The sequence below is a fragment of the Actinomycetota bacterium genome (assembly GCA_035697485.1).
Classification (GTDB): domain Bacteria; phylum Actinomycetota; class UBA4738; order UBA4738; family HRBIN12; genus JAOUEA01.
On the sequence record DASSCU010000025.1, the window covers coordinates 37,079 to 50,394 of the forward strand.

General features: G+C 69.3%; 15 protein-coding genes. 9 read left to right on the forward strand and 6 right to left on the reverse strand.

The window, feature by feature from the left end; translation table 11 throughout:
- Positions 1-22 precede the first annotated feature (22 nt).
- Genes VFI59_07955 through sucD form a run of 3 tightly spaced genes read left to right on the forward strand, consistent with a single transcriptional unit; the run spans position 23 to position 3,068 of the window.
- On the forward strand, positions 23-1,003 hold the full coding sequence (locus tag VFI59_07955) for a CoA ester lyase (GenBank protein ID HET6713627.1): 981 nt from the start codon (positions 23-25) through the stop codon (positions 1,001-1,003).
- Positions 1,000-2,169 (forward strand): ADP-forming succinate--CoA ligase subunit beta, encoded by a 1,170-nt coding sequence (sucC, locus tag VFI59_07960; protein ID HET6713628.1) that lies wholly within the window; start codon positions 1,000-1,002, stop codon positions 2,167-2,169. The genes VFI59_07955 and sucC overlap by 4 nt, the downstream gene beginning before the upstream one ends.
- On the forward strand, positions 2,166-3,068 hold the full coding sequence (gene sucD, locus VFI59_07965) for a succinate--CoA ligase subunit alpha (GenBank protein ID HET6713629.1): 903 nt from the start codon (positions 2,166-2,168) through the stop codon (positions 3,066-3,068). Before sucC ends, sucD begins: the two co-directional genes overlap by 4 nt.
- Positions 3,069-3,108: 40 nt before the next feature.
- Here sucD and VFI59_07970 read toward each other — a convergent pair whose 3' ends face one another.
- Positions 3,109-3,306 carry a hypothetical protein gene (locus VFI59_07970; GenBank protein ID HET6713630.1) on the reverse strand — a complete coding sequence of 66 codons (198 nt, stop codon included), beginning with the start codon at positions 3,304-3,306 and terminating at the stop codon, positions 3,109-3,111.
- Positions 3,307-3,399: 93 nt separating this feature from the next.
- Here VFI59_07970 and VFI59_07975 point away from each other — a divergent pair, with 93 nt between their 5' ends.
- Entirely contained in the window at positions 3,400-4,695 is a 1,296-nt protein-coding gene (locus tag VFI59_07975) for a PQQ-binding-like beta-propeller repeat protein (GenBank protein ID HET6713631.1), read from the forward strand.
- Between the two features lie 25 nt (positions 4,696-4,720).
- Entirely contained in the window at positions 4,721-5,800 is a 1,080-nt protein-coding gene (locus VFI59_07980) for a DNA primase small subunit domain-containing protein (protein ID HET6713632.1), read from the forward strand.
- 6 nt (positions 5,801-5,806) lie between these two features.
- Here the strand turns inward: VFI59_07980 and VFI59_07985 are convergent, their stop codons facing one another.
- A complete protein-coding gene (locus tag VFI59_07985) occupies positions 5,807-6,751 on the reverse strand; it encodes a metallophosphoesterase (protein ID HET6713633.1) in 945 nt (314 codons plus the stop codon).
- A gap of 132 nt (positions 6,752-6,883) precedes the next feature.
- Here VFI59_07985 and VFI59_07990 point away from each other — a divergent pair, with 132 nt between their 5' ends.
- The 3 genes from VFI59_07990 to VFI59_08000 all read left to right on the forward strand — a co-directional run bounded on the left by VFI59_07990 (position 6,884) and on the right by VFI59_08000 (position 10,286).
- Positions 6,884-7,762 (forward strand): metallophosphoesterase, encoded by an 879-nt coding sequence (locus VFI59_07990; protein HET6713634.1) that lies wholly within the window; start codon positions 6,884-6,886, stop codon positions 7,760-7,762.
- A 116-nt stretch (positions 7,763-7,878) separates the two neighbouring features.
- Positions 7,879-9,717, forward strand: a complete 1,839-nt coding sequence (locus VFI59_07995) for a hypothetical protein (protein HET6713635.1) — start codon at positions 7,879-7,881, stop codon at positions 9,715-9,717.
- A 119-nt stretch (positions 9,718-9,836) separates the two neighbouring features.
- Complete coding sequence (locus VFI59_08000; GenBank protein ID HET6713636.1) at positions 9,837-10,286, forward strand: hemerythrin domain-containing protein; 450 nt, start codon at positions 9,837-9,839, stop codon at positions 10,284-10,286.
- Between the two features lie 15 nt (positions 10,287-10,301).
- Here the strand turns inward: VFI59_08000 and VFI59_08005 are convergent, their stop codons facing one another.
- Complete coding sequence (locus VFI59_08005; GenBank protein ID HET6713637.1) at positions 10,302-11,378, reverse strand: ATP-dependent DNA ligase; 1,077 nt, start codon at positions 11,376-11,378, stop codon at positions 10,302-10,304.
- Between the two features lie 148 nt (positions 11,379-11,526).
- Here VFI59_08005 and VFI59_08010 point away from each other — a divergent pair, with 148 nt between their 5' ends.
- Positions 11,527-11,778 carry a hypothetical protein gene (locus VFI59_08010; protein HET6713638.1) on the forward strand — a complete coding sequence of 84 codons (252 nt, stop codon included), beginning with the start codon at positions 11,527-11,529 and terminating at the stop codon, positions 11,776-11,778.
- A 30-nt stretch (positions 11,779-11,808) separates the two neighbouring features.
- Here the strand turns inward: VFI59_08010 and VFI59_08015 are convergent, their stop codons facing one another.
- The 3 genes from VFI59_08015 to VFI59_08025 are packed head-to-tail and all read right to left on the reverse strand — an operon-like array spanning position 11,809 to position 13,277.
- Positions 11,809-12,042 (reverse strand): hypothetical protein, encoded by a 234-nt coding sequence (locus tag VFI59_08015; protein HET6713639.1) that lies wholly within the window; start codon positions 12,040-12,042, stop codon positions 11,809-11,811.
- Between the two features lie 45 nt (positions 12,043-12,087).
- The gene (locus VFI59_08020) at positions 12,088-12,840 is read right to left on the reverse strand and encodes an adenylate/guanylate cyclase domain-containing protein (protein HET6713640.1); all 753 of its coding nucleotides are present in this window, start codon (positions 12,838-12,840) and stop codon (positions 12,088-12,090) included.
- A 53-nt stretch (positions 12,841-12,893) separates the two neighbouring features.
- Positions 12,894-13,277, reverse strand: a complete 384-nt coding sequence (locus tag VFI59_08025) for a hypothetical protein (GenBank protein ID HET6713641.1) — start codon at positions 13,275-13,277, stop codon at positions 12,894-12,896.
- Between the last annotated feature and the right edge of the window lie 39 nt (positions 13,278-13,316).

Here is a 13,316-nt window from a genome sequence, read left to right on the forward strand (position 1 = left end):
GCTCCGTGGCGGGGCGGCGACGATGAACCGGGGGCGGCTACATCGCAGCGAGCTCGCCGTGCCCGGCACGAACCTGCGGGCGATGGAGAAGGCGCCCACGCTCGGGGCCGACGTGGTGTTCCTCGACCTCGAGGACGCTGTCGCACCCGACGACAAGGAGCAGGCGCGCACGAACGTGATCGAGGCGCTCGGCGCACATGACTGGACCCGCTGCGCGATCAGCGTGAGGATCAACGGCCTCGACACGCACTGGTGCTACCGCGACGTGATCGAGGTCGTCGAGGCACGCGGCGACATGCTCGACACCGTGCTCGTGCCCAAGGTGGGATCGCCGAGCGACGTCGAGTTCGTCGCGACGTTGCTCGACCAGATCGAGCAGCGCAACGGATGGGAACCGGGGCGGATCGGCATCCACATCCTGATCGAGACCGCGGCCGGCATGGCCAACGTCGAGGCGATCTCGCGCGCCCGGCCCGACCGTCTCGAGGCGATGGTGTTCGGGGTCGCCGACTACGCGGCCAGCGTGCAGGCGCGCACGACGAACATCGGCGGCGCGAATCCCGACTACTCCGTGCTCACCGATCCCGGGCCACAGACGGGAGCACGGGAGATCCATTGGGGCGACCAGTGGCACTTCGGCATCTCGCGCATGGTCGCGGCGTGTCGCGCGCAGGGGCTGCGCCCGATCGACGGTCCTTTCGGGGACCACTCGGACGCCGACGGGTATCGCAGCGCTGCCCGCCGTGCCGGGGCACTGGGGTGCGAGGGGAAGTGGGCGATCCACCCGTCGCAGGTCGAGCTCGCGAACGAGGTCTTCACGCCGGCCGAGGCCGAGATCGAGCGGGCCGAGCGCATCCTGCAGGCGATGGAGGAAGGCGCGAAGGAAGGCAAGGGGGCGGTCTCGCTCGACGGCCGCCTGATCGATGCGGCGTCGATCCGCATGGCCGAGAACCTGATGCGCAAGGTCGAGCAGATGCGCGTGCGGGGAGGGGACGCGACGTGAACATCCATGAGTACCAGGCGAAATCGCTGCTGCGGCACTATCGTGTGACGACGCCGCGCGGCGAGGTCGTCTACACGTCGAAGGCCGCGGCGCGCGTCGCCGAGGAGCTCGGCGGCCAGCGGTGGGTCGTGAAGGCCCAGATCCACGCCGGCGGCCGCGGCAAGGCCGGCGGCGTCAAGGTCGGCAACACCCCCGAGCGCGTGGCCGAGCTCGCCGACCAGATGCTCGGCTCGACGCTCGTCACCCAGCAGACCGGACCCGAGGGCCAGCGCGTGAGCCGCGTGCTCGTCGAACGTGCCTCTCGCATCGAGCGCGAGTTTTATCTCTCGCTCGTCGTCGATCGCGACTCCCAGCGCATCGTCGTGATCGCGAGCGCCGAGGGTGGCGTCGACATCGAGGATGTCGCTGCGTCGAACCCCGACGCGATCCACACCGAGTACATCGACCCCGGCGTCGGGCTGCTCGACTTCCAGGCTCGGAAGGTGGCGACCGCGATCGGCTTGGGCAAGAAGACGACGTCGTTCACCCGGCTGCTCAAGCGCATGTACCGGCTCTTCCGCGATCGAGATTGCCTGATGCTCGAGGTGAACCCGTTCATCGAGACCGAGGACGGGGAGCTCGTCGCGCTCGACGCGAAGATGAGCTTCGACGATAACGCGCTGTTCCGCCAGGGCGACGTCGTGGAGCTGCGCGACTTCGACGAGGAGGACCCGAAGGAGGTCGAGGCCTCGGGCCACGGCCTGAACTACATCGCGCTCGACGGCTCGGTCGGCTGCATCGTGAACGGTGCCGGGCTCGCGATGGGCACGATGGACGCGATCGCGCACCACGGCGGACGCCCGGCCAACTTCCTCGACGTGGGCGGCGGCGCGAGCCCCGAGAAGATCGCGAACGCGTTCCGCATCGTGCTGCAGGACCCGAACGTTCGGGCGATCCTCGTCAACATCTTCGCGGGCATCAACCGGTGCGACTGGATCGCCCAGGGCGTCGTGCAGGCCGCACGGGACCAGGAGATCGGCGTGCCGGTGATCGTGCGCCTCGCCGGCACGAACGTCCAGGAAGGCCGTCGCATCCTCGACGAGAGCGGCCTCGAGCTGATCCAGGCACAGGACCTGGACGACGCCGCCGCGAAGGCCGTGCTCGCGGCCGAGGGGGTTCCCGCATGAGCGTCTTCGTCGACAAGGACTCGAAGGTCATCATCCAGGGGTTCACGGGCCAGCATGCGACCTTCCACGCTGAAGAGGCGATGAACACCGGCACCACGATCGTCGGCGGCGTCACACCCGGCAAGGGCGGCGCGACGCACCTCGGCCTGCCCGTCTTCAACAGCGTCGCGGAGGCGGTCAAGGAGACGGGCGCCGACGTGAGCGGCATCTTCGTGCCGCCCGCGGTCGCGACCGACTCGCTGCTCGAGGCTGTCGATGCCGGCGTCGACGTCGCAGTGATCATCGCCGACGGCGTGCCCGTGCAGGACATGGTACGCACGAAGCGCTACCTCGCCGGACGCTCGACCCGCATCATCGGCCCCAACTCCCCGGGAATCATCACGCCCGGCGAGTGCAAGGTCGGGATCATGCCCAGCCACATCTACATGAAGGGTCGGGTCGGCGTGGTCTCGCGCTCGGGCACGCTGAACTACGAGGCCGTCTCGCAGATGACCACGCTCGGCCTCGGCCAATCGACGTGCGTCGGCATCGGCGGCGATCCGGTCAACGGCACCGACTTCAAGACCGTGCTCCAGGCCTTCGAGGGCGACGACGACACCGACGTGGTCGTGATGATCGGCGAGATCGGCGGCCAGCAGGAGGTCGAAGCCGCATCGTGGGCCTCGCAGTACATGTCGAAGCCGCTCGTCGCGTTCATCGCGGGGGTCTCCGCGCCGCGCGGCCGCCGCATGGGGCACGCGGGTGCGGTGATCGCCGGCGAGTCCGACACCGCGACCGCGAAGCTCGACGCGATCGAGGCGCTCGGGCACCGCGTGGTACGCAACCCCGCCGACATCGGGGACACGGTGCTGCGTGCCGTCAAGGAGACGGGGGAACGAGCGGGTACCGGCGCGTCGTAGAAGGTCAGCCCATCGGCATCGGCGTCGCCCCGGGCTCGCTTCAGCCGCGACCGCGGATCACGCCGAGCATGGCCAAGAATGCGGAGAGGACGACCGTGACGGAGCCGACGAAGAACCGGTTCGGCCCCTCGCCGCACTCCGGGGTGGGGAGCAGGTCACAATCGCCCCAAGGAAGCCGGAACGTCACGACCAGCCCAACCACGAGCACCGCGATCGCGAGCACGAACCAGCGGTTCACTGAGCGATCGTACCCTGAGCTGTTTCGTTCCCTTGCCTCCGCGACGGTGGCTGCCTAGCCTGAGCCCGCCCGCACGAGGGTGGTGAGCGACGGGTGTCCATCGCGGCTTCGGTGCGATCGATCGTCATGGCGATCTGCTGCGTGATCGCGATGACGATGCTCGCGCCCTCCGACGCCTCGGCCGCGGCGCCGGCCCGTGCTCGATGGCTCGAGACCTTTACCCGTCCGACCTCGCCGATGTCGGCATCCGCGCTGGCGGTGGATGCGACCGGCAGACGCGTGTACGTCCTGATGTCCGACCTGCACAGTGGCCCGTCGACGATCGTGGCCTATGCGGCGCGGACCGGCGAGCAGCTGTGGAGATGGTCGAACCGGAAGATGGTGGTCAACGACATCACGGCCGACCCGTCGCGTGCTCTCCTCTACGTCACCGGTGGGAACCGGTGGAGCGGCGGACAGCTCTTCCTCACCGCCGCGCTGCACGGGCGTACGGGCGAACGGCTGTGGCGGTCACGCCTCGACCCCCCCGGAGCCGGCAGCTCGCACCACGTCGCGGTCGCACCCGACGGTGGGCAGGTCTACATCGCAGGCTCGGTGCGTACCGAGAACGCGAAGGGGCACTGGCTCGTGGTCGCCTATGGAGCATCGTCCGGCGCCCGCACATGGACGGGTCACCTGGGTCGCGCCTACCGACGCGGGTCCCCCAGCGAGCTCGCCGTGACGTCCGACGGCTCGATCGTCCTCGGCGGCACGGTCGACGTCGGGGGTGACTGCAACGCGGCCGCCGCCGCTCTCTCGCCCACGGACGGGGCCCGGTCGTGGTTCCATGTTCTCGGTCCGACCCAAGACTGCGGGTTCGAGCTCCTCGCAGCCGGCCCGACGTCGCTCTTCGTCGCCTGGGAAGACCGAGTCCCGAGCCTCGCTGCACTCGACCCCTCGGATGGGACCGTCATCTGGTCGCGCGACCTTCATCGACTCCGGCTCGTGTCCACCTTGGCGGCTACGCCCTCGCTGCTGGTCGTCGAGGGCGGTATCGGGCGTCGAGGCACGGTGGCCGCGTTCGACTCGGACGACGGCACCCGGGCATGGTCGACGGAGCTGCGACGCGTCGACGCCTACGGGATCTACGCCCTGCACGCGCCGCCCGGCGGCGACATCGTCTACGCCGCCGGCGCCCGACGGCACGGGGAGGCGTTCGTGACGGCGCTCGCCCTCGGGAACGGAGGCCGGCGCGGGACGACGACCTACGACGGCATCTGGTCGTCCACGCAGTGGGTCGCGCTCGCCGGAAGCGCGCGCCGTGTCTACGCGACCGGCGGATCGATCGAAGGCACGAACGGGCTCACCGAAGGAGAAGCCGCAACGGCCTCCTACCGGGCATGGGCGTGACCGCGACCGGGGTACGGTTCACGCCATGGCCACGCCGTCGATCACGATCTCGATGCAGGGGCGGGACATCAAGGTCACGAGCCCCGACAAGGTCTACTTCCCCGACGCAAAGGGGGGGCCGATCACGAAGCTCGAGGTCGTGGAGTACTGGGCGACCGTGGCTGAGGCCGCCCTCAACGGGTGCCACGACCGCCCGGCGATCCTGCACCGCTTCCCCGGCGGGGTGACCGGCGAGGACACCGAGCCCTTCTATCAGAAGCGCATCCCGAAGGGGGCTCCCGACTGGGTGCGCACCGCGACGGTGAAGTTCCCGAGCGGGCGCACCGCGTCGATGCCCGTGATGCACGACGAGGCCGCGCTCGTGTGGGCGGCCACGCTGGGCTGCCTCGAGTGCAACCCGTGGCCCGTACGCGCCGACGACGTCGACCACCCCGACGAGCTGCGCGTCGATCTCGACCCGACCGACGGCGTGCCGTGGGACGACGTGCGCCGCGTCGCCCTGATGGCTCGCGACGTGCTCGCCGAGCACGGGCTGATCGGCTTCCCGAAGACGAGCGGGAAGCGCGGCATCCACGTGAACACCCGCGTCGAGCGCGGGAACGGCTTCACGAACACGCGTCGGGCGGCCCTCGCGTTCGCGCGGGAGGTCGAGCGGCGCATGCCAGGCGTGGCCACGACCGCATGGTGGAAGGAGGAGCGCACCGGCGTCTTCCTCGACTACAACCAGAACGCCCGCGATCGCACGGTCGCGAGCGCATACTCGATCCGGCCGATGCCCGACGCCCGCGTCTCCACACCCCTGCACTGGGACGAGGTCGCCGACGTCGAGCCCGAGCGGTTCACGCTGCGCACCGTGCCCGACCGACTGCGCGAGATCGGCGATCCCGGCGCCGACATCGACGACCACGTCGGCACGCTCGACTCCCTGCTCGAGCTCGCGGCGAAGGACGCCGAGGGCGGGCTCGGCGACGCGCCGTGGCCCCCCCACTTCCCGAAGGGCGACGACGAGCCGCTTCGCGTGAACCCGTCTCGTGCGAAGAAGGTCGCCGAATGGGAGGCCTCGAAGCAGGAGCGGAAAGGGAAGCCCCGAGGGGACCCGGGGTGAGGAGGATCAGCAGTCGCCTCGAGCTCGGTCGGCGACCTCACCACTCGTCTCGACGAACCGCGCGAGCCAGGAGTCCTCGAGCAAGCCGAGCTCGAGGACTCCGAGCTCCTCGAGACGCACGGCAGAGGTCGGGAGCGGATCGCCGAACGGATACACGTGCGTGTTGCCACCCGTGCCGACCACGATCTCCACGATGCCGCCGGGCGACGGACTCCCGGTGGCGTCTTGGGGTACGAATCGCTCGTAGTGATGCTCGTGACCGTTCAGCACGAGATCGGCGCCCGCGTGCTCGAGCAACGTCCACAATTCCGCGACGGCCTCATCGGATCCGTGCTCGCTGCCCGAGGAGAATCGGGGCTGATGCCAGAATGCGACGATGCACCGGTCCGATCGCTGCTCGAGCTGCGCCGCGAGCCACTCGTACTGCGGGTCGCCGACCGCGCACCCACCGTTCTCGTCGCAGGTGCCGTCCAAGGCATAGAACCGCCAGTCGCCCAGGACGAACGTGTACCAATACGGTCGTCCGAAGTAGTCGAGGTACCCCTTCGCATCCTCGGTGTTCCACTCATGATTGCCCGCGACGGGGTACGTGATGTCGAGGAACGCCCCCCACGTGGCGCCGTAGCTCGATCGGTACTGATCGATCGTCCCGTCCGGATACTGGTTGTCGCCGAGCGCCAGGACCGCGTCTGGGTCGAGACCGTCGATGAGCGTCGCGGTCCGCCGGCACGATCCGGGCTGCGGGAGACAGATGTCGCCGGCAGCAACCACCGCGAGCGCTTCCGGCGGCAGCGGTTCGATCGGCGTCGCGACCCCGCCGGTCCGCGCCGGCGGGTGATCGTCCGAGGCCGTCACGGCGAGCACGATGCCGGCGCCGACGAGGACCGACGCGACCGCCGCTACGATGAGGCCCGCCGAGGGGATCCGTGCCCGTCGCCCCGAGCGGGTCATCGCGTCAGCTCCGAACGTCCATGACTCTCCCGATGCTCGGGAGCGTCCGCGGCGGTGTCAAGGGCCCTCACGGTCGGTACCGTGCTGGGACGCGAGGGAGGAAGTGCCATCAGAGCGACACGAGGAGGGTCGGTGACACGGTCTCGACGGTTCATCGCGCTGGTCGCGGCGATCGCGCTGTGGCCGCTCGCCGCGACGCAGCCCGCGCTCGCGCGGGCTCCGGTCATCGTCGCTGCGGGAGATATCGCGTGCGGCGGCGACCCGTGCACACCGGAGCGGAGGACCGCTCGATTGGTCCGCTCGATCGGGCCGCGCGCCGTGCTGGCGCTGGGCGACCTGCAGTACCCGGACGGCTCGCTCGAGGACTTCCGGTCCTCCTACGATCGCACCTGGGGTCGGTTCAAGGGACGGACGTTCCCCACACCTGGGAACCACGAGTACCAGACGCCCCACGCCGACGGGTACTTCAGGTACTTCGGTGGCCGGGCGCACCGTGCACCGCACGACGGCTCCTACGCGTTCGACCTCGGTCGGTGGCACCTGCTATCGATCAACACAGGCGATGGGCGGCCCAACGATTCGCTCCTCCGGTGGGTTCGCCGGGACCTGCGCCGCGACCGCTCTCGGTGCGAGCTGGCCTACTGGCATCACCCGCTTCACTCGTCCGGCCACGAGCACGGCGGCGACGAACGCGCCCGGGAGCTCTGGGGCGTGCTCTTCCGTGCTGGGGTCGACGTGGTGCTGAACTCGCACGAGCACAACTACGAACGGTTCGCGCTCCTCGGTCCGACCGGCGCGCCGCGACGGGACGGGATCAGGCAGTTCGTCGTCGGCACCGGCGGCGGCCCCCTCTACGGGCTTCCGTCGGACGGCGATCGTGGGTCACAGCGCCGGATCGATCACCGACACGGCGTACTCCGGATGGATCTGCACCGAAGCGGGTACGAGTGGCGGTTCCTCGCCGTCGGACGAACGACGTTGGACCGGGGCACGCAGCGGTGCCATCGCTGAGTCCGACGGAACGACCCTTTACGCGCGATGCTCCGCTACGATACGGTCGGTCGGCACCGTCTGGTGCGATCGACGTAGGTCCGGCGTCCCGTGACGCCGGCTGGAGGCTTCGGTCAATGAAGTGTTCCCCCCGTGCAACCGCTTTCGTGCTGGCGACGATCGTCGTGACGAGTACGCTCGCCGCGACGGCGCCCGCATCGGCCGCAGATCTGCTCAACGACGGCTTCGAGTCCGGGACCTTGGCCAGCTGGGGCCCCACCCAGAACTTCACCGCCCAGCAGGCGATCGTCCGGTCGGGATCCTGGGCCGGACGCGCGACGGCGTCCGCACAACCGGCCTACGCGCAGGCGGACCTGGCCAGCCCGGTCGCCGACGTGTACGTGCGGAGCTTCGTCGACGTCGTGAGCCATTCCGCGTCGATGCCGGTGCTGCGCGCGCTGAGCCCGACCGGCGGGCTGCTCGCGACCCTGAACGTCTCCGCGGGTGATGAGCTCGTGCTCAACAACAAGGTCTCCGGAGCGAGCAAGCGCAGCGGCGTCCTGGTGCCGCAGGGAACCTTCTTCGAGCTGCAACTGCGCATCTTCGTCAACGGGGCGTCCGGTGCGGCGGAGGTCTGGTACAACGGCGCGAGGATCGACCCGCTCAGCGGCACGCAGAACTTCGGCACGGCCAACGTCGCGAGCGTCCTGCTGGGCCGCGACGACTCCACGAGCTCGAGCATGGACGCCGTCTTCGACGACGTCGTGATCTCGACGACGTTCGTGACCGGCGGGCCTCCCACCGAGCCTCCGACCGATCCGCCGGCGACGCCGACCGGACTCCAGACGACGTCGGTCTCGGCGAGCCAGGTCGCTCTGGCGTGGGATGCCGTCACGGGAGCCGACAGCTACACGGTCTTCCGAGACGGCGTCTTCCTCGCGAACACGGGAGCGCCGACGCACACCGACGGCACCGTGGACCCGGAGACCTCGTATTCGTACACCGTGAGTGCGACCAACTCGATCGGCTCTTCCGCACCGTCTTCGCCGCTCATCGTGGTAACGCCCGCCACGCCGCCGCCGACGGACGAGACAGTCGTCATGGCGGCGGGCGACATCGCGTGCGACCCGGCCGACACGAACTTCAAGAGCGGGAACGGCACGTCGACGCGGTGCCGCCAGAAGTACACGGCGGCGCTTCTCTCCGGGGCGGACCACGTCCTGACGCTGGGCGACCAGCAGTACGAGTGCGGCGGCCTGACGGCGTTCCAGCAGAGCTACGACAAGAGCTGGGGGGCGTACAAGTCGATCACCCACCCGATCCTCGCCGACGAGGAGTATGCGAAGAGCGGCACGGGCTGCGGATCGTCGGGCCCGGACGGGTACCTCTCGTACTTCCAGAACCAGCTGGCTCCGTACGGATCGTCGGCGCTGGATCCGAGCCGGGGGTACTACAGCTTCGACATCGGGTCATGGCACGTCGTCGCGTTGAACGCCGAGTGCACCAGCATCCCCGGAGGCTGCGGCGAGGGCAGCCCCCAGAACAACTGGCTCGAGAGCGATCTCGCTGCATCGAACGCGTCCTGCACGATGGCGCTGCTGCACGAGCCGAGGTTCCGGTCGAAGCGGAACAAGCCCGACGTGAGCGCCGCCATGCTTCCGTTCTGGGAAGACCTGTACGCGGCCGGCGCCGAGATGGTCCTGAGCGGCGACTCTCACTTCTACGAGCGGTTCGCGCCACAGAACCCCCAGGGCAACGCGCGGTCCGACGGCGTCGTGCAGTTCGTGGTGGGCACGGGCGGGAAGAGCCACGGCGGCATCGACTCGGCCGGCTCGAGGCACCCCAACAGCGTCGCCGGCATCGGCTCGACCTTCGGGGTGCTGAAGCTCACCCTCCGATCCACCGGTTACGACTGGCGATTCCTCGTCGAGGGCGGATCGAGCTTCAGTGACTCGGGCACCGCCTCCTGCCACTGACGGTCGCCCGAGAGGACACCGCCCCCCGACCGCGGCACGGGTTTGCGAGCCGCCGATCGGGGAACCCCTTCCGTGCGATCCGGCGCATCAGGCGCGGGCCGAGCACGAGGGGATTCGATATGGACGCCGTGAAGCTGCTGAAGCAGGACCACGACGAGGTCAAGAAGATGCTCACCGACCTCGAGAACACGACTGAGCGCGCGGAGAAGACGCGTACCGAGGGCCTCGCGACCCTGAAGCGCGAGCTCGAGATCCACGAGGCGATCGAGGAAGAGGTCTTCTACCCGGCGCTGAAGGAGCACCCGAAGACGAAGGAGCTCGCGCTCGAGGGATACGAAGAGCACCACGTCGTCGACATGGTGATGACCGAGATCGAGGGTGTCGAGCCCAGCGACGAGACCTGGATGGCGAAGTTCACCGTGATGAAGGAGAACCTCGAGCACCACATCGAGGAAGAGGAAGGCGAGATGTTCCCGCAGGCCGAGAAGGTCTTCGACGACTCGGAGCTCGACGATCTCGGCGACCGGATGCAAGCCCGCAAGGAGGAGCTGAAAGCGCAGTCGGCCTAGCTCGTCCAGGCCAGACTACTTCAGCGCACCGGGGTCGGGCCACTCGGGTGGCTCGACGCCGAGCTGCTCGAACCGCACGCTCGTCGGATCACGATCGTCACGCCAGCGCACGAACGTCGCCGCGTGCCGGAACCGTCCGTACTGCATGCGGTCGATCGTCACCTCTGCCACGAGCACCGGGTCGATCGCGACCCACTCGAGGTCGCGGCCTCCGGTCCAGCGGCTCGGGCCGCCCGGCGCGCGTCCTCCCACGAAGCTCGGGCCCTCCAGCGTCCGCAGCTCGGCGAGCATCTCACGCCGCTCGGCCGCCTTGAACGACGAGGTGTGCCCGACGTAGTGGAGCGTGCCCGCATCGTCGTACAGCCCGAGCAGCAGGGCGCCGACGCCGTCGCGCGACTTCGACAGGCGGTACCCGCCGATCACCACGTCCAGCGTGCGCCGGTGCTTCACCTTCACCCAGCCGCGTTCCCCCGCGAGGTACGGCTGATCGTCTCGCTTCGCGAGCACCCCGTCCTGGCCGAGCCCGTCGTCGTCGTCGAACCAGGCCTGCGCCGCGTCGATGTCGGCGGTCCAGGGCGCCACCAGAACGGCCGGAGCCGGCGGCATCGACGGCAGATCGCCCGACGCTTCGAGCCAGCCGAGCTCTTTGGCGAGCGACGCGAGATGCGCGCGACGCCTCGCGAGTGGGAGTCCGGCGAGGTCTTCCGTTCGCTCGCGGATCAGGTCGAAGAGCACGAGCGTCGCCGGGATCTCGCCGGCGAGCTTGCGCACGCGCGACTCCGCCGGATGCAGCCGCAGCTGGAGCTCGTCGAACTCCATCGAGCCGTCGGTGACGCGGACGATCTCACCGTCGGCCACGAAGGAACCCTCTCCCGCCGCCTCGACGGCGGCGACGACCTCTGGGAAGTACCGGCCGAGCGGCCGACCGTCGCGGCTCGCGAGCCGCACGGTGCCGTCGTCGCCCACCGCCACGATCGTGCGGAACCCGTCCCATTTCGGCTCGTAGGTCCAGCCCTCTCCGGTCGGCATCTCGGGTTGGAGCTTGGCGAGCATCGGCGCCGGTAGGTCCCCGGCGATCGTGCGCTTCGGCATACGACGGACCCTATCTCGGGGCGATCGAAGCGCCATCGGGAAGCAGGAGCCTTCGCGCGATGCGCCGCCGGTATCGGGTCGTTCGGCCACCGCCTGATCGGGCGGGCTCGCCACCATTGAGGTGCAGACGGTATCCGGAGGAGGAGAGATGGACCCGATCGTGCGCTTCTACGCGAAGCACCCCGTGCTCTACGTCGTCAGCATCGTGGGCGCCGCGACGTTCGGCCTGTTCGCGCTCGTGCGCGTGTTCCGTGAGGAGACCCGACTCGCGCGGGCCCGCGACATCGGGCTCGCTGCCGTGGCGGCCGGCGAGGTCGGCGGCCTGATCGCGATGCGCGACAAGCTGTGTGACACGGAAGCCGGGCTCGACGAGGCGGAGGGCACCTTGGTCGCCGTCTGACCGGCGAGAGGTCGACGGTATCCGATTCGTTCAGGGGGAAGTCCTCCGGGCCTCGTCCCGCTTGATCAGCGACCGTTTGAGCAGCGCCGCGCCGATCACGGTCACCGCCAGCGCACCTCCGACCAGCATCCCCGTCGTGGCGTCGCTGAGCTCGGGCGACAGCCACCGAACGAGCCCGACGAACGCGGCCAACACGATCGCCTGGAGTCCGAGCCAGAGGACCGGGATGTCATACCACCGCGGCATCGGTGCCCCAGCACCCATGCACTCGATGCTAGGTCATCGCCGGTCGCGACGCGAGACCAAGAGCTACGTCTCCATCTCGCTCTTCCCCTTCACCGGCACTGGGCCGCGCGGCTCGCACACGTACGCGTCGCGGATCAGCTCGTCGGTGGCGGCCGTGATCTGGATCGCGCCCGGCACGCCCGACGATTCCATGCGGCTCGCCGTGTTCACCGTGTCGCCCCACAGGTCGTAGGAGAACGTGCGGGTGCCGATCACACCGGCGGTCACCGGCCCGGAGTTGATGCCGATCCGGAAGCGCAGCCGGCTTCCGTCGACGGGGTTCACGGCGTCGTGGTCCCGGATACGCACGGCGAGATCGGAAATCGCGAGGGCGTGGTCGGGACGCGGCCGCGGCACGCCCGCGGCGGCCATGTAGGCATCGCCAACCGTCTTGATCTTCTCGAAGCCGAGCTCCGCCACGAAGGCGTCGAAGCACGAGAACACCGTGTCGAGCAGCTCGACGAGCTGCGCCGGTGAGAGCGCGGCCGACATCGGCGTGAAGTCGACCACGTCGGCGAAGAGCACCGACGCCTCGGCGAGATCGTCGGCGATCGTGCCCGCTCCGTCCTTCAGCCGCGGCACGATCTCGTCGGGCAGGATGGCGTGCAACAAGTCGTCGGATCGCCGCTGATACTGGTCGCGTTGTCCGACGAAGTACGCCAAGCCGGCCAACACGAGGATCGACGTCGCCACGAGGTTGAACGCGGCGTCGGCCGCGGGGTCCGCGAGCTCGTAGATCGGATCGACCCAGTCGGGGATCACGACCGCGTAGACCACCGACGCGGCGAAGGCGACGGTCCACCAGATCGCTGCTCGCAGGCTGATCGCGATCAGGCCGCGAGCCCGAGAGCCAGACCGAAGATCACCACCAACCCCGACGGGAAGAGGCCACCGAACATCGCCGTCTCGGCGAGCTGGGTGACGAAGATCAACACGAACATGCCGTTCACCAGTGCGGCGAATCGATGCGGCCAGATCTTCATCGCGACCAGGAACGGCAACGTCAGCGACACAGACGCCAAGTTCATCACACCGACCACTGTGGAGCCGGCGACGATGTCCATCACGGCCTGCGGGATCGTGAACACGGTTGCGATGACGAAGGCGACGAGGAAGACCCTGCGCCCGCTCCGACGGATCTCAGGCTCGCCGGCATACTCACCGATCGTGAGCACCGGCTCGAAGAGGCGCCGCGAGCGGGAGGCGTCAGCCATGTCGCGGACCCTATCCCCGTTCGTGCCCGATCCCTCGAG

Bases quoted from the DNA above. Each gene is read 5' to 3' on its own strand.
- VFI59_08025 (HET6713641.1), bottom strand. From the start codon at position 13,277: ATGGCTGACGCCTCCCGCTCGCGGCGCCTCTTCGAGCCGGTGCTCACG.
- VFI59_08000 (HET6713636.1), top strand. From the start codon at position 9,837: ATGGACGCCGTGAAGCTGCTGAAGCAGGACCACGACGAGGTCAAGAAG.
- VFI59_08005 (HET6713637.1), bottom strand. From the start codon at position 11,378: ATGCCGAAGCGCACGATCGCCGGGGACCTACCGGCGCCGATGCTCGCC.
- VFI59_07980 (HET6713632.1), top strand. From the start codon at position 4,721: ATGGCCACGCCGTCGATCACGATCTCGATGCAGGGGCGGGACATCAAG.
- VFI59_08015 (HET6713639.1), bottom strand. From the start codon at position 12,042: ATGGGTGCTGGGGCACCGATGCCGCGGTGGTATGACATCCCGGTCCTC.
- VFI59_07985 (HET6713633.1), bottom strand. From the start codon at position 6,751: ATGACCCGCTCGGGGCGACGGGCACGGATCCCCTCGGCGGGCCTCATC.
- VFI59_07955 (HET6713627.1), top strand. From the start codon at position 23: ATGAACCGGGGGCGGCTACATCGCAGCGAGCTCGCCGTGCCCGGCACG.
- sucD (HET6713629.1), top strand. From the start codon at position 2,166: ATGAGCGTCTTCGTCGACAAGGACTCGAAGGTCATCATCCAGGGGTTC.
- VFI59_07995 (HET6713635.1), top strand. From the start codon at position 7,879: ATGAAGTGTTCCCCCCGTGCAACCGCTTTCGTGCTGGCGACGATCGTC.
- VFI59_08010 (HET6713638.1), top strand. From the start codon at position 11,527: ATGGACCCGATCGTGCGCTTCTACGCGAAGCACCCCGTGCTCTACGTC.